Genomic DNA, 19470 nt, shown 5'->3' with positions numbered 1-19470 from the left:
CAATAGCGTCACCCACTGACAATCCGTAGCCAAACATCATGTCTGATAACGACGAATTGCAGCAAATCGCGCATCTGCGCCGTGAATACACGAAAGGCGGTCTTCGCCGCCGCGATCTTCCCGCCGAACCCCTTGCGCTGTTTGAGCGCTGGCTGGGGCAAGCCTGTGATGCCAAACTGGCCGATCCCACAGCAATGGTCGTTGCGACCGTTGATGAAAATGGCCAGCCTTATCAGCGTATCGTGTTACTCAAACATTATGATGACAAAGGGCTGGTGTTCTATACCAACCTTGGCAGCCGTAAGGCGCATCAGATCGAGAAAAATCCACGCATCAGCCTTTTATTTCCCTGGCATACGCTGGAACGGCAGGTGATGGTGATCGGCAAGGCAGAGCGTCTTTCCACACTCGAAGTGGTGAAATACTTCCACAGTCGCCCACGCGACAGTCAGATTGGCGCCTGGGTCTCAAAACAATCCAGTCGGATCTCCGCGCGCGGTATTCTCGAAAGCAAATTCCTCGAACTGAAGCAGAAGTTTCAGCAAGGGGAAGTTCCTCTGCCCAGTTTCTGGGGCGGCTTTCGCGTGAGTATTGAACAAATGGAGTTCTGGCAGGGCGGTGAAAACCGTCTGCACGATCGTTTTTTATACCAACGCGAAGATAACGCGTGGAAAATTGATCGCCTGGCCCCCTAAAGATGCAAATTTCTTGTTTTAAGCGCTGGTGCTGATCAATCCGGCGCTTTATTCTATGTTTCTTTCGCATCAGGCGAAAAGTCGTGTACCGGCAAAGGTGCAGTCGTTTTATACATGGAGATTTTGATGGCAAGCAGTAACTTGATTAAACAATTGCAAGAGCGGGGGCTGGTGGCCCAGGTGACGGACGAGGAAGCGTTAGCAGAGCGACTGGCGCAAGGCCCGATCGCGCTCTATTGCGGCTTCGATCCTACCGCTGACAGCTTGCATTTGGGGCATCTGGTTCCATTGTTATGCCTGAAACGCTTCCAGCAGGCAGGCCATAAGCCTGTTGCACTGGTAGGTGGCGCAACCGGTCTGATTGGTGACCCGAGCTTTAAAGCCGCCGAGCGTAAACTGAATACCGAAGACACCGTGCAGGAGTGGGTGGATAAAATCCGCAAACAGGTTGCACCGTTCCTCGATTTCGACTGTGGCGACAACTCGGCGATTGCTGCGAACAACTACGACTGGTTTGGCGGTATGAACGTACTGACTTTCCTGCGCGATATCGGCAAACACTTCTCCGTTAACCAGATGATCAACAAAGAAGCGGTTAAGCAGCGTCTGAACCGTGACGATCAGGGGATCTCCTTTACCGAGTTTTCTTACAACCTGCTGCAGGGTTATGACTTTGCCTGCCTGAACAAACTGCACGGCGTGGCACTGCAGATTGGTGGTTCTGATCAGTGGGGTAACATTACTTCGGGTATCGATTTGACCCGTCGTCTGCACCAGAATCAGGTGTTTGGTCTGACCGTTCCGCTGATTACTAAAGCTGACGGCACCAAATTCGGTAAGACGGAAGGCGGCGCAGTGTGGCTGGATCCGAAGAAAACCAGTCCATATAAATTCTACCAGTTCTGGATCAACACCGCCGATGCGGACGTTTATCGCTTCCTGAAATTCTTCACTTTCATGGACATTGAAGAGATCAATGCGCTGGAAGAAGAAGATAAAAACAGCGGTAAAGCGCCGCGTGCCCAGTATGTTCTGGCCGAACAGGTTACGCGTCTGGTTCACGGTGAAGAAGGTCTGGTCGCGGCAAAACGCATTACCGAAAGCTTGTTCAACGGCAATCTCAGCGATTTGAGTGAAGCAGATTTCGAACAGCTGGCGCAGGATGGCGTGCCGATGATCGAGATGGACAAAGGTGCCGATTTGATGCAGGCGCTGGTGGACTCTGAGCTGCAGCCTTCTCGCGGTCAGGCACGTAAGACCATTGCGTCAAACGCGGTGACCATCAACGGTGAGAAGCAGTCCGATCCGGAATATTTCTTCCAGGAGAGTGATATCCTGTTCGGGCGCTATACCTTACTGCGCCGTGGCAAGAAGAACTATTGTCTGATTTGCTGGAAGTAAGATTGAGTTAGCAGGGGCGTGGGAAACTACGCCCCTTTATTTTTTCAGGGTTGTGGTAAGTAAAATGAAGAATATCCTCGCCATCCAGTCCCACGTTGTTTTTGGTCATGCGGGCAATAGTGCAGCAGAATTTCCGATGCGTCGTCTTGGCGCAAATGTCTGGCCGCTGAATACCGTTCAGTTTTCAAACCATACGCAGTATGGCAAATGGACCGGTTGCGTTATGCCGCCGAGCCACCTGACTGAAATTGTTCAGGGCATTGCTGATATTGATAAACTCCAGACCTGCGACGCAGTACTGAGCGGCTATCTTGGCTCAGCAGAACAGGGCGAACATATTCTGGGTATTGTTCGCAAAGTAAAAGCGGCAAACCCGCAGGCAAAATACTTTTGCGACCCTGTGATGGGACACCCTGAAAAGGGGTGTATCGTCGCACCCGGAGTGGCGGAATTTCATGTACGTCATGCGCTTCCGGCCAGTGACATTATTGCCCCAAATCTGGTTGAGCTCGAAATTCTGTGCGAGCATGCGGTGAACAATGTCGGTGAGGCCGTTGCAGCTGCGCGTGAACTGATCGCTCAGGGACCTGAAATTGTACTGGTGAAGCATCTGGCACGCGCAGGTATCAGCACCGACCGTTTCGAGATGCTGCTGGTCACCGCTGAACAAGCGTGGCATATCAGTCGCCCGTTAGTCGATTTTGGCGCACGTCAACCGGTTGGTGTGGGTGATGTGACGAGTGGCTTGTTACTGGTGAAACTGCTGCAGGGCGCGTCTTTACAGCAGGCGCTTGAGCATGTGACTGCGGCGGTGTACGAAGTGATGATCACTACCAAAGAGATGCATGAGTATGAGCTACAGGTCGTGGCCGCGCAGGACCGTATCGCCAAGCCTGAACACTACTTTAGCGCAACTCAGCTGTAATCGATGCCCGATGGCGCTCACGCTTATCGGGCATATTTTTAGCTGTAGGCCGGGTATGTGCAAGTGCCACCCGGCAACAACAATTAATTTAAGCCTTCTGCTTTAAGCGCAGCAGCAACCGCCGGGCGTTCAGCCATTCGCGCCATATAGGCGTCAATATTACTTAATCCTGCCATATTCAGCTTAACCGCATAGGCCCAACGCAGTACGGTAAACAGATATGCATCGGCGATGCTGAAGCGCGGGCCGCAGATCCATTGGTTATCTTTCAGCGAGTCGTTCACATACTGCATTTTTTTCTCCAGTAGCGCGCGAACGGTTGGCTTGAAGTCTTCCGGCGTATCGGGACGGAACAGTGGCGTAAAGCCTTTATGCAGTTCTGTCGCAATGTAGTTAAGCCATTCGATGGTTTTGTAACGGGAGAGGCTGCTGGTAGGGGCAAGGAGCTGGCGGTCTGGCACGCTGTCCGCCAGGTATTGCATGATGGCGACACCTTCGGTAAGTAGCGTACCGTCATCCAGCAACAGTGCGGGAACTTGCCCTTTTGGGTTTACCGCGAAAAAATCATCGCCATTTTCCAGACGTTTCTTCATCAGATCAACACCATCCAGCGTGAAATCTTTACCGCTCTCACGAAGTGTGATGTGGGAAGCGAGAGAACATGCGCCCGGTTTGTAGAACAGTTTCATCGGTAACTCCTTTTGGCTGAGGTATATCGTATGGTAGTGCTACCTCAGGCAAAAAAAAAGCCGCTAACAACAGTTAGCGGCCTGAAAATGAGTTTCCCTGAGAATTACGCTGTCGCGGCCTTAGAGGCTTTCTCATTGACGTCATCGTCCTGAGTCATACGGTTCAGTTTCGGAGCCGTCAGCAGCATCAGAACAGCGATAACAGCCGTTGCGACACCAATCTGCAGGAACACACGACCGTAGACTTCAAGGGACATCAGCGGGTCAGTCACATTCTCTGGTACAGCCATCATGTTAGCGACGTAGCCACCGATGATGTTTGCACCGGCGGTGGTCAGGAACCAGCTACCCATGATGAAGCCCATCAGGCGTTGCGGAACCAGTTGTGCCACCATTGCCAGACCCAGACCGGAGATCATTAGCTCACCGATACTTTGCAGACCGTAGCAGATGATCAGCCAGTTAACGGAAACGATGCCCGCATCGGTAGCGAATTTCGCGCCCAGCGGCAGGATCAGGAATGCACCGGAACACAGCACCATACCAATCGCAAACTTGGTCGGCATCGGCAGGGTATCGCCCATTTTGTTATAGATAGCGGCGAGGATTGGGCTACCAATGATGATCCAGAACGGGTTCAGTGCCTGGTACTGTTCAGGTTCGAAAGCAATGCCAAGAATAGAGTGCTCAACGTTACGAATCGCAAAGAAGTTCAGTGAGGTCGGCATCTGGCTGTACAGCACGAAGAAGATAATCGCTTCCAGCATCAGAATGAAGGCGACGATCATTTTGCGACGCGCAGCACCTTGCATGGTGAAGGCTTCTTTACCGAAGATGAACACGATACCCAGCGCAATGACGCCCAGAACCATACGTGCGATCTGCTGGTTGTGCAGCAACCAGGTTGCAATCGCGATCAGTACCACAACGCCAGCAATGGTCAGCAGCAGGTTACGGAAGTTGATCGGTTCAAAGTCAGGTTTAGAACCGTACTGTTTAACCCAGCGCTGACAGAATGCGAAGTTAACAACGGTAATCAGCATACCCACGACGCTCAGAGCGAACGCGGTGCTCCAGCCGTAACGCGCAGCTAACCATGGCGTTGCCAGCATAGAGAAGAATGAACCGATGTTGACGGACATGTAGTACATGGTAAATGCACCATCAAGACGCGGGTCATCTTTGGCATAGCAGGTAGAGAGCAGGGAGGATGGGTTTGCTTTAAACAGGCCGTTACCGACAGCGATGGCCGCCATGCCCATATAAACGATACCCGCATCGTGACCGGACCATGCTACCAACGCATAACCGATGGCCAGCACAACGGCACCCAGCATAATGACACGTTTTGTTCCCAGAACTTTATCACCTAACCAGCCGCCAATGGCAACCAGACCGTACACCAGGGCGCTAAAGGACGAGAAAAGGGTGATGGAATCCGCTTCTGACATACCCAGCTGTTTAACCAGGTAGACGGCCATAATCCCTTGCAGGCCGTAATAACCAAAACGTTCCCACAGCTCAATAGAGAAAATGAGATAGAACGCTTTTGGTTGTTTGAAGGCGTTTAAACTTACGCTTTCTGTTGGTTTATTGTTTGCAGTAGACACTTTTACCTCTTTTTTTACATCCCATATCAACGGGGGTGTTCAGGTACGTGATGAGTCAAGTTCATCCGTCCGATTGTTATAGTGGGAGGGGAAACGGCAAGTAATGTTCACTATCTTGACCCTTCAGACAAGTGGTTTGTAATAATCTGTTACATATATCATGACTGGTGAAATCGTCGGGGCGGTGAAATGTTATCTAGCGTTAAATTTCTTCATTTCTAAAATGGCAGATTTTTACACTGTTTAATCACCGTCAAAACCGCAATGTGGCGATATGTTCTGCTATTTAAGGTTGAATCCAGTGATATAGGCCATTATCTGAAAAATAGGCAGTGTAATGTTTTGTTTGGAAACTGTGCAGTTAGGTCATCCAATTGTCACCTTAACTAAAAAATAAAAATTTATTAACATTGTGTTAGCTGGATGATCTGGATCACGTATAGATAGAAATTTCTTTTGCTAAAAAAACGATTAACCTGCTCAGGTGTTAATTAACAAGAATATTGCATTAGATATGAGCAATTGAATGGCATCATTGTCGGGAAAATAAACGCTGGGGAGTGCATAACTAATCGTTATGTATGTAAGGGCCGAGGAGGATGCCCCGGCAGCATTAGATATCGACTTTCTCTTTGAATTCGCAGAGATCTTCAATAATACAGGAACCACAGCGCGGCTTTCTGGCGATGCAGGTGTAGCGGCCGTGAAGAATTAACCAGTGATGGCAATCGACTTTAAATTCACTGGGTACGACTTTCAGCAGCTTCTCTTCAACCTGCTCGACATTTTTACCCGGGGCGAATTGCGTGCGATTACAGACGCGAAAAATGTGGGTATCTACAGCGATAGTGGGCCAGCCAAAGGCGGTATTTAACACCACATTAGCTGTCTTTCGCCCAACTCCGGGGAGAGCTTCTAACGCCGCACGGTCTTCAGGTACTTCACCATTGTGTTGTTCCAGCAGAATGCGGCAGGTTTTAATTACGTTTTCCGCTTTGCTGTTAAACAAACCGATTGTCTTGATGTAGGACTTAACACCTTCAACACCGAGCTCCAGCATCGCGGCAGGCGTATTGGCGACGGGATATAGCTTAGCCGTCGCTTTATTGACACTGACATCGGTCGCTTGTGCGGAGAGTAAGACTGAAATCAACAGTTCAAACGGCGATGTAAAATTAAGCTCGGTTGTCGGATGCGGGTTGTTATCCCGCAGGCGCGTCAGTATTTCCAGACGTTTTGCTTTGTTCATTACGCATTCCCTGTTTCACCCGCGGGACTGTCCGCGACAGCCGCCTCGGCACGACGTTTCTTCATTTTCTCATCAATCAGATACTTCACTGCCAGCATCAGACCCAGGCCAATAAACGCGCCCGGTGGCAGCATGGCCAGCAGAAACGGCGTATCAGTATGGAAGATCTCAACGCGCAAGACTTTGGCCCAGCTACCCAACAAACCGTCTGCACCATCAAACAGTGTACCGTTACCAATTATTTCACGCAGCGAACCCAGAACAAACATGGCACCGGTTGCGCCCATGCCGATAGAGAAACCATCAAGTGCGGATAACGCAGGGCCCTTTTTGGCGGCGAAGGCTTCTGCACGGCCAACAACAATACAGTTAGTCACAATCAGCGGGATGAAGATGCCCAGAGATTGATACAGGCCGAAGGCGTAGGCATTGATCAACATCTGCACCGCGCTCACCACGGAGGCGATGATCATGACATAAATCGGAATGCGAATTTCAGGCGGTGTCCAGCGACGGAGTGCTGAAATCGTCAGGTTGGTCAGCGTCAGGACGAGCGTAGTCGCGAGTCCCAGACCCAGCGCGTTAGTGGCGGTAGAGGTGACGGCTAACAGCGGACACATCCCGAGTAGCTGCACAAGCGCGGAGTTATTTTTCCATAACCCCTGGACAATAACGTCTTTAATTTCGCTCATGGTTATTCTCCACAGGCGCTAAGTTGAGGGAGTTGCGCAGGCAGTGTCTGCGCATACAGGCCGGCACGTTTAACCGCGTTAACTACTGCACGGGGTGTAATGGTTGCGCCAGTAAACTGGTCAAAGTCGCCGCCATCTTTTTTCACAGCCCAGTGAGAGTCATTACCCGCCGCGATTGTTTTACCGCTAAAATGGGTGATCCAGTCGGACAGGCGCAGTTCGATTTTATCGCCCAGCCCCGGCGTTTCATGGTGTTCGGTAACCCGCGTACCCAACACGGTACCCGTGAAATCGACACCCACCAGTAGTTGAATCGCTCCGGAATAACCATCTGGCGCCGTAGCTTCAAGAATTGCTGCAACGGGGCGATCGTCCTGGCGGGCAATATATACGCGATGCGTACCTTTGCCCAACGCCGGTGCATCGACCAGATAGCAACTTTCAGACAAGTTATTATTGTAGCGATCGCCAGGCAGAACCTGATCGAACAGCGTTTTTTGCTGTATCGCGGCCTGTTCATCAATGGTTGACTTGGTTAATTGATTGATTGCTGCAGTTAACCCCGTCGAGCCTGCGGCAAACAGCGCCAGCGTAATACCGTGTTTACGAATCGTTTTCAGCATAGGGACTCCTTAGCGATGTCCGTACACGCGAGGGCGAGTGTAATAATCAATCAGGGGAACCGTGATATTCGCCAGCAATACGGCAAAAGCCACGCCATCAGGATAACCGCCAAAACTGCGAATCAACCATACTAACAGGCCAGCAAGTGCGCCAAAAATCAGGCGACCGCGGTTGGTTGTTGATGCCGTAACGGGATCGGTAAGAATAAAGAACGCACCTAACATTGTCGCGCCGGAAAGGAGGTGCAACTGAGGCGAGGCCAGCGATTCTGGCGAAAATATCCAGCCCAAAGTGGCACAAACGGCGAGTGACAGCAGGAAGCTAACCGGGATATGCCAGCGAATCGCTTTTTGCCATAACAGCACGATACCGCCCACCAGCCAGGCAAGGTTCACCCACTGCCAGCCAGCGCCTGCCAGCATGCCGCTGTAGATCGGGTATTGCATCACCTGCTCAACGGTACGTCCTGCATGCAGGGATGTCTTAAAGGTATCAAGAGGCGTTGCCTGACTGATACCATCGATGCCCATACGCAGCGAATTCATATCCCCACCGCTGGCGGTATGTCCGTTAAAGATAACGTTCAGGGCGTCAAAAAAACCAGGCACCGTGGCCGCAATTTCATGCGGCGGCAGCCAACTGGTCATCTGTACCGGAAATGAGATGAGCAGCACGACATAACCAATCATGGCAGGGTTAAACGGGTTCTGCCCGAGCCCGCCATACAGCTGTTTCGCAATGATAACCGCAAATACCGTGCCTAATACCACCATCCACCATGGCGCGAGGGGCGGAATACTGACGGCCAAAAGCAACCCGGTGAGTAACGCAGAGTTGTCTTTTAAAATCGGCACAATGGGTTGTTTACGCAGTTTAAGCACACCCGCTTCGGCAGCAATAGCGCTGATGGATGCGAGAACTATCTGGAACAACGTGCCCCAGCCAAAGAACCACAGCTGAGCGGCGATCCCCGGCAATGCAGCAAGTAATACCAGCATCATGATACGCGATGTCTGGCGCTGGTTATGGGTATAAGGGGAGCTTGCTATTCTGAATACCATTTATTCCTCGTTTACAACCTGCTGCTGTGCGGCTTTCTTAGCATGAGCGCGTGCGATAGCGGCCGCGACGGCGGCTTTACGTGGATCAACCGGCTCGGCTGTTTCAGCTACCGCCTGCTGCTCGAGCTTGCGGGCCTTGGCGCGGGCGATTGCTGCTTCCACGGCGGCTTTACGCGGATCAACCGGTTCAGCCGTTTCCGTTACCGCTTCTTGCTCAAGTTTGCGGGCTTTGGCGCGGGCGATTGCCGCTTCGACGGCGGCTTTACGCGGATCAGCCGGTTCGGCCGTTTCCGTTACCTGTTCTTGTTCAAGTTTGCGGGCTTTGGCGCGGGCAATTGCCGCTTCCACGGCGGCTTTACGCGGATCAGCCGGTTCGGCCGTTTCCGTTACCAGTTCTTGTTCAAGTTTGCGGGCTTTGGCACGGGCAATTGCCGCTTCCACGGCGGCTTTACGCGGGTCTGTACCCGTGCTGCTGCCATCACTTTGCGGCGGATTTTCCTTACGGGAGGCACGAGCTTGCGCCTTACGCGCCTCGCGTGCGGCAATCACGGCACTATTGTCAGGTTTTACGCCTGCCTGAATGATCACTGGCTGTAGCGCCTGAGCCTGCTTTTCTTTTACACGAGCCAGCGCGGCAGCAATGGCATCATGATCTTTGGCCGCCGGCTGAGCAGCAGCGCTCTTATGGCGTTCAAGACGCGCTGCTTTTTCACGTTCAAGGCGCGCCTGGCGGGCTTCAAACCGAGCTTTCGCTTCAGCGGCGCGTTTTTCTTCCTGGCTAATGGCGTAAATCTCGGCTTTTTCCTGACGGAAATATTGCACCAGCGGAATATTGCTTGGGCATACCCAGGCGCAGGCACCGCACTCAATGCAGTCGGCGATATTATGGGCCGTTGCCTTGTCGTGCTGTTGCCCTTTACTGAACCAATAAAGTTGTTGTGGCAGGAGATCCGCCGGACAGGCATCGGCGCATGCGCTACAGCGAATGCAGCCTTTCTCTTCCGGTGTTTCACCCATTTCACTGGCAGAGGGTGCCAGAAGACAGTTGGTTATCTTCACCACCGGGACATCCAGCCACGGCAGCGTAAAGCCCATCAGCGGCCCGCCCATAATCACCATCTGGTCGGCGGAAGGGCAGAAGCCCGCATCGTTGAGCAGATGACGAACAGGCGTGCCTAAACGCGCCCAGACGTTGCCCGGACGGCTGACGGCTTCACCGGTAAGCGTCACGACACGTTCGGTGATCGGCTCTCCGTCAATTACTGCCCGTTTAATTGCATAGGCGGTTCCGACGTTTTGCATCAATACGCCGATATCAGAGGAGCGTCCGCCGTGGGGAACCTGCTTGCCGGTCAGGATTTGTGTTAACTGCTTGGCCCCGCCGGACGGGTACTTGGTGGGGATCACGCGTAGGCTAATGTCGTGTGAATCAGCCAGCACCGCGCGCAGCATAGATATTGCCTGCGGTTTGTTATCTTCGATACCAAGGAGGATCTCGCGTGGCTGAAGAATGTGCGCCAGGATGCGGATACCTTCGACGACCTGAGCGGCACAGTCCTGCATCAGGCGGTCATCTGCCGTAATGTACGGCTCGCATTCGGCGGCGTTAATGATCAGGGTTTCAATTTTATCTCCACCGCCCTGCAGTTTAACGCCGGTGGGAAAACCCGCGCCACCCAGTCCGGCGACGCCGTACTGATGAATACGCGCAATCAGCTCTTCCCGGCTGTGGGAGCGGTAGTCGGTCCAGCCGTCTCGCTCGATCCAGCGGTCTTCGCCATCGGCGTCTATGATGACGCTCAGCTCAGCGAGTGCCGAAGGATGTGCGGTGGAATGCGGCGCAATAGCAACCACGGTGCCTGATGTTGGCGCATGGACTGGAAGCATTTTGCCACGCCCGCGGGTTAAGGCCTGACCACGCAGCACGGTGTCACCCACGTTTACGCACAGTTCACCCTCCGCACCAATATGTTGTTTCAGCGGAATAACGAAACGCGGCGCCAGCGGAACCTGTCGCAACGGCGTTCCGTTTGACTGGGTTTTCATTTCTGGTGGATGAATGCCGCCATCAAAGTCCCAGATTTTATTTTTTCTGAATGCAGAGAATAACTTAAACATGTTGTTCCACGGGAATGATGCGCACAGGGATGGTGTTTAAATCCCATTTCCAACTATCGGGTGTCTCGGCTACCGGGCGTAATTCAATACATTGCGTCGGGCACGGGTCAACGCACAGGTTGCACCCGGTGCAGAGATCGCTCATTACCGTGTGCATGGAGCGGGTCGCGCCCACGATCGCATCGACCGGGCAGGCCTGAATACACTTAGTGCACCCAATACAGTTATTTTCATCAATGACCGCCAGCATTCGCACCGGCGTAACGTCTTGTTCATCGCCATCAATAGGTTGCGGGTCGACGTTCAGCAGAGCGGCAATTTTTAACATCACCGCTTCGCCACCGGGGGCGCAACGGTTAATTTTTTCACCCTGAGAGCCTATCGCTTCAGCGTAAGGATGACAGCCCGGATAGCCGCACTGTCCACACTGGCTTTGCGGGAGAATTTCATCAATTTTCTCCACGACCGGATCATCTTTAACGGCAAAACGTCGCGAGGCGTACCCCAAAATAGCGCCGAACGCCAGACCCAGTAGACTCACTGCGGCAACGGCAATCCAGATAGCATTCATTACAACTTCACCAAACCACTAAAGCCCATAAAGGCCAATGACATTAAACCAGCAGTAATCAGCGCAATCGCATTGCCGCGAAACGGCGCTGGGACGTCCGCTACGGCGAGGCGTTCGCGGATCGCAGCGAACAGTACCATCACCAGCGAGAAGCCGACGGCGGCGGAAAAACCGTATAGCGCCGACTGTAAAAAGTTATGGCCGAGGTTGATGTTCAGTAGCGCCACACCTAACACTGCGCAGTTAGTGGTGATCAGCGGTAGGAAGATCCCCAGCAGGCGGTACAGCGCAGGGCTGGTTTTACGCACAACCATTTCGGTAAACTGCACGACGACGGCGATAACCAGAATAAAAGCCAGCGTGCGCAGATAGATGAGATTGAGCGGGATTAGGATCCAGGTATCAATCAGCCATGCGCAAATGGAGGCCAGCGTCATGACAAACGTCGTGGCAAGGCCCATACCCATTGCGGTTTCCAGTTTTTTGGAAACACCCATAAACGGGCAGAGGCCCAGAAACTTGACCAGTACAAAGTTATTGACCAGTACAGTTCCGACAAACAGCAGCAGGTAATCAGTCATTTTTCGGCCTGAAATAAAAAAGCCGCCTATTATCTGACAATCTACAACAGGCGACAACAGGTTAACTGTAGGGTTATTACGGGTTCACAAACGTCGATTTAACGCGCTGCGATCGTTTGAAGTAGGGCACCAACAGTGCTGCGGCCAGTAATGGGAACAGCAGTTGGCGCACGGCAAAAGCGTCTGGAACGGGTGAAAACGCAAACGCTTTAATCGCCAGCAACACGGAGATCAGCAGCCACAGAATGTAATGCTTAGGCACACAGGCTCGGCGTTTGAAAAACGCAATCGTCAGCCACAGTGTGTAATACCACATGGCGATCGCGGTAACAAAAGAGACGCCCCATAACAGCAAGTTTGCCGTACTTTGCTCACCCAGCGTTTTGAAGGTTTGCGGTGTAGCCAGCGCAGTGACATAAAGTAATAACGCCAGCGAAGCGCTCAACAACGCGACTAACAGCCAGGCCAGTGGCCCAAGTAGCCAGCCTCCGATACGTTGTGCCGGTGTGGTAGTCATCTCTTCTCCAGGTTTACGCGCGCAATCAATCATGCCATTCATTTTGGGGCAATTATTATAAAGCTTTTAACGTTGAGCGCTACTTTCTTCTTTATTGCACGTAATGCCAGACTGATTTAGGTACCTGACCAACATCAAACAGACGGCCTCCGGATATAAGCTCCGCACGGCGATGGTCTGCGGCACGGTACATATTGATGATGTCGCTATCGTCGGTGAGCGTGTAGTTTAGATGGTCGAACAGCTTTTCCAGACTTTCGAGTGAACTGATTTTGCGGAATTTTAATAAGTAATCCTGAACAGTCATAAATGCAGATCCATATTAATAAAATAATACCAACGGAGTAGAAAATATAAAAATAAACAACGTGCACAGGTAAAAGCGGATTTACGTGCAAATTTAAGAAGAGTGTTCATACCTGTGAAAAGCAGGCGCTATGCGCGTCTTTGGCAAGGGTAACGCGCTTAGCGATCGCTGGCAATATGCAGCGGAGCGGGATGCGGCATAATTCCCTTTTTTTGACAGAAAGCGATCTTTTCCCGGCAAGCCCTGCAACTACCAATGTTAATTGCCGGGCAATAAAAGGCTGCGGATGCTTATTTTTTCTGCACTGCGGCAACGGGCTCTGGCGGCTGGTAATTGTCAATATGATTGGCAACACCCAGCAGGATCACGGAGACGGCGAGAACAATCCAACCTGTTAATTCAATAAGACGATTCATTACTGATGACATTTGCTTTGATTTATCCATAAACACAGGCTGCAAATGTTACTAATCTCTCATTAATACAGCAAGATGATTGGGAACGATTTCTACCTCTTTTTCGCTGCAAGTTAAGCATAAGTGGCATATGTTTGACTTAAGTTAAAAACAACCTTTGTAGCGCAAAGGTTATTAAACTATTGAGACGTTGCAAGGTATGGTGTGAAATAGGTCAGTCCTGAATTGAGAGGCAATAATATGAGTGACAACATCCGTGTTGGGCTAATTGGCTATGGTTATGCCAGCAAAACCTTCCATGCCCCCCTGATTGTGGGCACGCCGGGCCTGGAACTGGCTGCGGTTTCCAGTAGTGATGAAGCAAAAGTGAAGGCAGACTGGCCTACGGTGGCGGTTGTTGCTGAGCCTAAGCATCTTTTTAACGATCCAAATATCGACCTGATTGTGATCCCCACGCCTAACGACACGCACTTTCCGTTAGCGAAAGCTGCGCTGGAAGCGGGCAAACACGTGGTTGTTGATAAGCCTTTTACCGTGACACTGTCACAAGCTCGTGAGCTGGATGCGCTGGCGCGCAGCCTCGGGCGCGTGCTGTCTGTGTTCCATAACCGTCGCTGGGACAGTGATTTTCTGACGCTGAAAGCTCTGCTGGCGGATGGTGTTTTGGGAGAGGTGGCGTATTTCGAATCCCATTTCGATCGTTTCCGCCCGCAGGTTCGTGATCGTTGGCGTGAACAGGGCGGTCCGGGAAGCGGTATCTGGTACGATTTAGCACCGCATCTTTTGGATCAGGCGATTAACCTGTTTGGTTTGCCCGTCAGCCTGACGGTAGACCTTGCCCAGCTGCGCCCGGGCGCGCAGGCGACGGATTACTTCCATGCCATCCTGACGTATCCGCAGCGTCGTGTGATCTTGCATGGCACCATGCTCGCTGCCGCAGAATCGGCCCGCTATATTGTGCACGGATCGCGTGGCAGCTATGTGAAGTATGGTCTTGACCCGCAGGAAGAGCGCCTGAAAAATGGCGAACGACTGCCACAGGAAGACTGGGGTTATGATATGCGCGATGGCGTATTGACGCGAGTAGAAGGCGAAGAGCAGGTCGAAGAAACCTGGCTTACTGTACCGGGCAACTATCCGGCGTACTATGCTGGCATTCGTGATGCGCTAAATGGTAACGGTGAAAACCCGGTACCGGCGAGACAGGCTATCCAAATTATGGAGCTGATTGAGCTGGGTCTCGAATCCGCGAAACATCGTTCGACGCTGTGCCTTGCCTGATTAGGTAAATGGCGCAAGGCGATACCTTCCTGGCATCGTATCCGGCCTACAATCAAAACCAACGTAGGCCGGATAAGCGTTAGCGCCATCCGGCACTTTACCTGTTACGCTGCGGCGACTTTCTCGCGCAAGGCTCGTTTTTCTTCGTTACTCAGGAATGCCATTTCCAGACCGTTGATTTGGGCCTGACGTATCTGTTCACGCGTTAACCCTGCCGCGGGTGCGGCAATGGTGTACTCGTGAATAATATCCACACCTTGAACAGCCGGGTCGTCCGTATTCAAACTGGCGATAACGCCATGCTCAAGGAACGTTTTCAGCGGATGGTTCGCTAGTGAGGCAACGGTGCTGGTCTGAATGTTTGATGTCAGGCAGGATTCGATGCCGATACGGTGCTCGGCGAGGTAATCCATCAACGCACGATCTTCAACGGCTTTAACGCCGTGACCAATACGCTCAGCGCCTAGCTCTTTAATGGCCTGCCAGATGCTTTCTGGTCCCGCGGCTTCGCCCGCATGAACGGTAATACGCCAGCCGGCGTCGCGAGCCTGGTTGAAATGGGACAGGAACAGGCTGCCCGGGAACCCCAGTTCGTCACCGGCAAGATCCAGTGCCGTAATATGGTCTCGGTGGGCTAACAGCGCATCCAGTTCCTGCAGGCAGGCGGCTTCGCCAAAAGTACGGCTCATAATGCCAATTAAGCGTGCTTCGACGCCAAAGGTCTTGCAACCCTCGCGTACACCTGCGATGACGGCTTCAACCACACCTGCAACCGGGAGCTGATGCGTCATCGCCATGTATCCTGGGGAAAAACGCAGTTCAACATAGTGCAAGCCGTTACGTGCGGCATCCTCAATATTTTCAAATGCCACGCGACGACACGCATCCAGCGAGGCCAGTACCTTCACGCCCCAGTCGAGCTTGGATAAAAAGCTCACTAAATCCGGCTCAGTTGATGTGACTTGCACATGAGGGATCAGCGTTTCCAACGTTTGCGCCGGAAGCGTTAAGTTGAACTTACGACCCAGATCCAGGATCGTTTGTGCACGGATGTTACCATCAAGGTGGCGATGGACGTCGGTCAGGGGGAGGGAAGTATCAATCATGGTCGCACTCGTGTATTTAGGTAAAGTGCAGGCCATTATACAACAGAAAAATGTTCCTCTAAAAACTTTAAAAAAAGCAGTGCAGAGTTCGGGGGTATGGGGAAGCAAGTATCGCCAAATTGTTGACCATGCTGTTAGCGCTCCAACAGAGTGGTGTTCCGACGGCCTGATCCTTGAGACCGTATCACGCTGCTTTTGCCTTGCGGTGGCAAGATGGGCGTAAAGTAAGCAATAACGCATTTCCTGCAGCATGTGTGTAATGAAGGGATTTTATTTTAAGATTATTTACCTCGTTTTTATATAATTACTGCCTGTCAGTGTTATTTTATTCAGATATTTATTGAGTAACATTGCTAATAGCGAAAAATGGACACTTTCCAGTTTATGAATGTGCAGCGAGGTATGTTATAAAAATACAATAACGACTGAGGGTATTAATAAAGTGAAAAGTGTAAAGCTAATTGTCAGTACAATGTTCTGTGGAAGTTTGCTGCTGGCAGCTGTGCCTACGCATGCGGCGTATAAAGCGGATGAAACGCATGTAATCCAGTTTAAGAAAGGTACCAGTGGCGCAGATATCAAGGGGACAATTACGGGCGATAAAACAAAAGATTATACGTTTGTCGCCAAAAAAGGGCAGACCATGCAAGCAGTTTTGAAAAGCGCCTAGCCTCATCCTTTCATGAGTATTATTGCGCCGGGCGAACAATTCATTTTTGATGGCATGATGAGTGGTGACACTTATAAAAATACACTGCCTGCCAGCGGTAAGTATACCATCAGAATATATCAAAAAGGTGCGGCGAAGGATGAGGGGAAAACTAACGCATTCCAGCTGCACATGAAAATTACCAACTGATCATGAGGAAAAGATCGCCCTGGTGGTGATCTTTTCCTTTGCTATTAAACTTCTTCACCAGAATAGGCCACAACGCAATTACGGCCTCGGTTTTTTGCCATATACAGGGCGCGGTCTGCGCAATCAGCAAGTTGTTCAGGGGCTGAACGGTTATCAACTGAGGTTACGATACCCAGGCTGATGGTGATGATGCGTGGAAAATCACCTTTAGTCGTGGTCTGAGTTTGTTGTTCTACGTGTTTTCTGATTCGCTCTGCGATGTTAAATGCTGCATCAGCGTTAGTTTCAGGTAGCAAAATAGCAAACTCTTCTCCGCCAATACGCGCCACGATGTCGTTACGCCGACTCAGTCGCTGCATAATTTCTGACAGTTTAATTATCACTCTGTCACCCTGCAAATGTCCCCAGGTTTCATTGACCGACTTAAAGAAATCAATGTCGCAAAAGACAATGCTCAGGGGTTTATGGGTTGCTGTCATTTTAATCTCATTGCTGAGTGCGTTATAAAAATAGCCACGGTTGAAAAGTCGGGTCATCGGGTCGCGGACTGAATTTTCATAGGATAATTCATAGGCCTGACGTGAGGCTTTGTAGCGCTTGAAAATATCAGACATGAGCACGATCATCACGGCCATTGCGCTAAGGCACTCCAGGCCTCTGGCGAGATACCATCCAGCGGAGTCTATATGCGTGTACTTCAGCATAATGATGACACTTAACAGATTGCTCAGGGCAACCAGTGACATACTTACCCAAAACTGTGTTTTTAGCTGGGTTAATTTTGCCCCTAATAAAACGATACAGGTCCACAAGATAATGAGGACATAAATAAAGCTACCACGCCAGGGTCTAAGCCATTCAAACGTTTCTGTATCAACCAACTGAAACGATATTGGCGTAATACGGATGGAGTAGAGGATAGCCATTACCAGATGCAACATGCACCATAAATAAGTGGCGTAAATAACTGTTTTACCATGCTTTTCTTTTTTATTTTTAAACGTATATAAATAGTATGTTGCAAAAAACAGCCCCGTAATTAACATGTTCCTCATAAAGTATAAAACAGCAATGTCATTGTAGATGACACCAGGAAGGCCGTTTTTATAAAAATAAATATAGAGCGCAAGAAATAAGAAAACCCCCGAGAAATAAAACGCGCAGGCCAGGGGTAAAAGATATTTTTTGCGCCGATAACTCATGTAATTCATCGTCATAAAGCACCCCGTCTGAATGTGCAATACACCAGCAAAGGTTGCAATAACCGGATAAAAAGAGAGGCTATAACGCTGATTACTAAAAGGGATATACCAAAGAAAAATGGATGTCGTTAGGGACAGGAGTAAAAAAAAGTTAAATTCTTTTTGTGAATGTTTATTTGTGTTGTATTCATGATTTTTATGTATATAAAACAGCGCTATATTTCGGCTATCTTCTCAGCTTTGTATTTTGTCTTTTTGATTTTTATTGCTGTTGATTTTTACTGGCAGGAAAAGTCAGGGAGGAATTGGTATTAAAAAAACGATAGAAAAAAGATTTGTTTTTTTATATAAGGAGTTGCGCAATGAGTTCTTCATTGCGCAAGACTATTTAACGTATTGTGCGGATGGCGTTAATCAACCCCTGAACGCCTTTTTCAAGTTTGGAACGTGGACATCCGGCATTGAGGCGCACAAAACCTCGTCCTTCTTCTCCGTATGTGTATCCGGGCATGATGGCGACTTTCTGCTGATGGATGAGTGCTTCCTGCAGTGCATGGTCATCAAGGTTGAGTGGACGCAAGTCAATCCATGCCAGATAGGTGGATTGCGGAACCTGCCAGTTCAGTTCGGGGAATGCGTTATTCAGCTCATGCGCGATGTAATGCAGGTTACTGACAAGGTAATCCCGCAGCGCATCAAGCCAGCTAGCGCCCTGTTGGTAGGCTGCGATATGTGCGCTAAGCGCGAGCACTGCAGGTGAGGAAAGACCATCCCGACCCTTTAACGCACTGAGGTAATCGTTGCGACTCTGCTCATCCCCAATAATCCCGTAAGCCCCGGTTAACGCCGGAATATTGAAGCTCTTTGAACCGGAGGTGAACAGCGCCCAACTGTCGCGCGCGACGTTACTCCACGGGATGTGCGGCTGGTCTGCCCATACCATATCCATATGGATCTCATCAGAGATGACTTTTACACCGTGGCGCTGACACAGTTCCGCCATGGTTTCCAGTTCATCGCGCGTCCACACCTTACCGGTTGGGTTGTGCGGACTGCAAAGCAGAAGAATTTTACTTTCAGGCCTGGAGAGCGCTTTTTCCAGCGCAACCATGTCGCAAACCCAGCCGTCAGCGCGCTTTTCAAGTCCGACAGCGCATACCTGGCGCTGATTACCTTCAATCGCTTTGTAAAACGCGTCGTACGCCGGTGTATGAATTACCACCGCATCACCCGCAGAAGACCACTGGCGGATCAGCTCCGACACCATATAGATGACCGAGGGGCCATAAACCAGCGACTGAGGGTCGATTTGGGTATTATGACGCGTAAGAAACCAATGACTAATTGCCGCCAGAAATTCATCATTTTTCCAGCGGCTGTAACCCAGCACGCCATGTGACAGGCGCTGAGTCAGCGCCTCCAGAATGCAAGGTGCGGTGGCAAAATCCATATCGGAGATGGTGAACGGCAGCAGGTCGGCTGAACCAAAACGGTCGGCAACGTAATCCCACTGGGTACACCAGGTACCGTGCCTGTCCACCACCTTTGAAAAATCAAACATACTGT

At 50.9% G+C, this 19470-nt stretch carries 22 protein-coding genes; 7 read left to right on the top strand and 15 right to left on the bottom strand.

Annotated features, from left to right (window positions below; translation table 11 throughout):
• Window positions 1-38: 38 nt before the first annotated feature.
• The 3 genes from pdxH (at window position 39) to pdxY (ending at window position 3021) form a co-directional block, all read left to right on the top strand.
• Window positions 39-695 (top strand): pyridoxamine 5'-phosphate oxidase, encoded by a 657-nt coding sequence (gene pdxH / locus OGX89_RS06585; RefSeq protein ID WP_003029169.1) that lies wholly within the window; start codon window positions 39-41, stop codon window positions 693-695.
• A 126-nt stretch (window positions 696-821) separates the two neighbouring features.
• Window positions 822-2096 carry a tyrosine--tRNA ligase gene (gene tyrS / locus OGX89_RS06580; protein ID WP_003029168.1) on the top strand — a complete coding sequence of 425 codons (1275 nt, stop codon included), beginning with the start codon at window positions 822-824 and terminating at the stop codon, window positions 2094-2096.
• Between the two features lie 64 nt (window positions 2097-2160).
• Window positions 2161-3021 (top strand): pyridoxal kinase PdxY, encoded by an 861-nt coding sequence (gene pdxY / locus OGX89_RS06575; RefSeq protein ID WP_003832785.1) that lies wholly within the window; start codon window positions 2161-2163, stop codon window positions 3019-3021.
• A gap of 83 nt (window positions 3022-3104) precedes the next feature.
• Here the strand turns inward: pdxY and gstA are convergent, their stop codons facing one another.
• From gstA to blr, 12 genes are all read right to left on the bottom strand, one after another.
• Entirely contained in the window at window positions 3105-3710 is a 606-nt protein-coding gene (gene gstA / locus OGX89_RS06570) for a glutathione transferase GstA (protein ID WP_003832787.1), read from the bottom strand.
• Window positions 3711-3814: 104 nt separating this feature from the next.
• The gene (dtpA, locus tag OGX89_RS06565; protein WP_003832789.1) at window positions 3815-5320 is read right to left on the bottom strand and encodes a dipeptide/tripeptide permease DtpA; all 1506 of its coding nucleotides are present in this window, start codon (window positions 5318-5320) and stop codon (window positions 3815-3817) included.
• A 613-nt stretch (window positions 5321-5933) separates the two neighbouring features.
• Window positions 5934-6569: an endonuclease III gene (gene nth, locus OGX89_RS06560; RefSeq protein ID WP_003029161.1), complete on the bottom strand. Its 636-nt coding sequence runs from the start codon at window positions 6567-6569 to the stop codon at window positions 5934-5936.
• Window positions 6569-7261 carry an electron transport complex subunit E gene (locus tag OGX89_RS06555; RefSeq protein ID WP_126956307.1) on the bottom strand — a complete coding sequence of 231 codons (693 nt, stop codon included), beginning with the start codon at window positions 7259-7261 and terminating at the stop codon, window positions 6569-6571. The genes nth and OGX89_RS06555 overlap by 1 nt, the downstream gene beginning before the upstream one ends.
• Before the next feature lie 2 nt (window positions 7262-7263).
• On the bottom strand, window positions 7264-7884 hold the full coding sequence (gene rsxG, locus OGX89_RS06550; protein ID WP_063941551.1) for an electron transport complex subunit RsxG: 621 nt from the start codon (window positions 7882-7884) through the stop codon (window positions 7264-7266).
• Between the two features lie 9 nt (window positions 7885-7893).
• Complete coding sequence (rsxD, locus tag OGX89_RS06545) at window positions 7894-8946, bottom strand: electron transport complex subunit RsxD (RefSeq protein WP_003832796.1); 1053 nt, start codon at window positions 8944-8946, stop codon at window positions 7894-7896.
• Window positions 8947-11064 carry an electron transport complex subunit RsxC gene (gene rsxC, locus OGX89_RS06540; RefSeq protein ID WP_126956309.1) on the bottom strand — a complete coding sequence of 706 codons (2118 nt, stop codon included), beginning with the start codon at window positions 11062-11064 and terminating at the stop codon, window positions 8947-8949.
• A complete protein-coding gene (gene rsxB, locus OGX89_RS06535) occupies window positions 11057-11635 on the bottom strand; it encodes an electron transport complex subunit RsxB (RefSeq protein WP_126956311.1) in 579 nt (192 codons plus the stop codon). The genes rsxC and rsxB overlap by 8 nt, the downstream gene beginning before the upstream one ends.
• Complete coding sequence (rsxA, locus tag OGX89_RS06530) at window positions 11635-12216, bottom strand: electron transport complex subunit RsxA (RefSeq protein ID WP_003029144.1); 582 nt, start codon at window positions 12214-12216, stop codon at window positions 11635-11637. Before rsxA ends, rsxB begins: the two co-directional genes overlap by 1 nt.
• Window positions 12217-12292: 76 nt before the next feature.
• On the bottom strand, window positions 12293-12733 hold the full coding sequence (locus OGX89_RS06525; RefSeq protein ID WP_003832803.1) for a DUF2569 domain-containing protein: 441 nt from the start codon (window positions 12731-12733) through the stop codon (window positions 12293-12295).
• Between the two features lie 91 nt (window positions 12734-12824).
• Window positions 12825-13040, bottom strand: a complete 216-nt coding sequence (ydgT, locus tag OGX89_RS06520) for a transcription modulator YdgT (RefSeq protein ID WP_003832804.1) — start codon at window positions 13038-13040, stop codon at window positions 12825-12827.
• A 290-nt stretch (window positions 13041-13330) separates the two neighbouring features.
• Complete coding sequence (blr, locus tag OGX89_RS06515; protein ID WP_003029134.1) at window positions 13331-13456, bottom strand: division septum protein Blr; 126 nt, start codon at window positions 13454-13456, stop codon at window positions 13331-13333.
• 240 nt (window positions 13457-13696) lie between these two features.
• Here blr and OGX89_RS06510 point away from each other — a divergent pair, with 240 nt between their 5' ends.
• The gene (locus OGX89_RS06510; protein WP_003832806.1) at window positions 13697-14737 is read left to right on the top strand and encodes an oxidoreductase; all 1041 of its coding nucleotides are present in this window, start codon (window positions 13697-13699) and stop codon (window positions 14735-14737) included.
• Between the two features lie 104 nt (window positions 14738-14841).
• Here the strand turns inward: OGX89_RS06510 and add are convergent, their stop codons facing one another.
• A complete protein-coding gene (gene add, locus OGX89_RS06505; protein ID WP_126956313.1) occupies window positions 14842-15843 on the bottom strand; it encodes an adenosine deaminase in 1002 nt (333 codons plus the stop codon).
• On the opposite strand from add, the gene OGX89_RS06500 reads away from it, so the two are divergent.
• The 3 genes from OGX89_RS06500 to OGX89_RS06490 all read left to right on the top strand — a co-directional run bounded on the left by OGX89_RS06500 (window position 15842) and on the right by OGX89_RS06490 (window position 16702).
• Complete coding sequence (locus OGX89_RS06500; protein WP_063941553.1) at window positions 15842-16066, top strand: hypothetical protein; 225 nt, start codon at window positions 15842-15844, stop codon at window positions 16064-16066. The genes add and OGX89_RS06500 overlap by 2 nt on opposite strands.
• A 219-nt stretch (window positions 16067-16285) precedes the next feature.
• Window positions 16286-16513 carry a hypothetical protein gene (locus OGX89_RS06495; RefSeq protein ID WP_232397867.1) on the top strand — a complete coding sequence of 76 codons (228 nt, stop codon included), beginning with the start codon at window positions 16286-16288 and terminating at the stop codon, window positions 16511-16513.
• Between the two features lie 12 nt (window positions 16514-16525).
• Window positions 16526-16702, top strand: a complete 177-nt coding sequence (locus tag OGX89_RS06490) for a hypothetical protein (RefSeq protein WP_232397868.1) — start codon at window positions 16526-16528, stop codon at window positions 16700-16702.
• A 44-nt stretch (window positions 16703-16746) separates the two neighbouring features.
• Here the strand turns inward: OGX89_RS06490 and OGX89_RS06485 are convergent, their stop codons facing one another.
• Both OGX89_RS06485 and OGX89_RS06480 read right to left on the bottom strand, forming a co-directional pair.
• Window positions 16747-17919 (bottom strand): GGDEF domain-containing protein, encoded by a 1173-nt coding sequence (locus OGX89_RS06485; protein WP_232397869.1) that lies wholly within the window; start codon window positions 17917-17919, stop codon window positions 16747-16749.
• A gap of 373 nt (window positions 17920-18292) precedes the next feature.
• A complete protein-coding gene (locus OGX89_RS06480) occupies window positions 18293-19465 on the bottom strand; it encodes a MalY/PatB family protein (protein WP_126956315.1) in 1173 nt (390 codons plus the stop codon).
• Window positions 19466-19470: the final 5 nt, after the last annotated feature.

This window comes from Citrobacter sp. Cpo103 (assembly GCF_030332605.1).
In the GTDB taxonomy this organism is placed as follows: domain Bacteria; phylum Pseudomonadota; class Gammaproteobacteria; order Enterobacterales; family Enterobacteriaceae; genus Citrobacter; species Citrobacter portucalensis.
The sequence above is the reverse complement of the archived record's forward strand: the minus strand, read 5'-3'. Positions and strand labels throughout refer to the sequence as shown.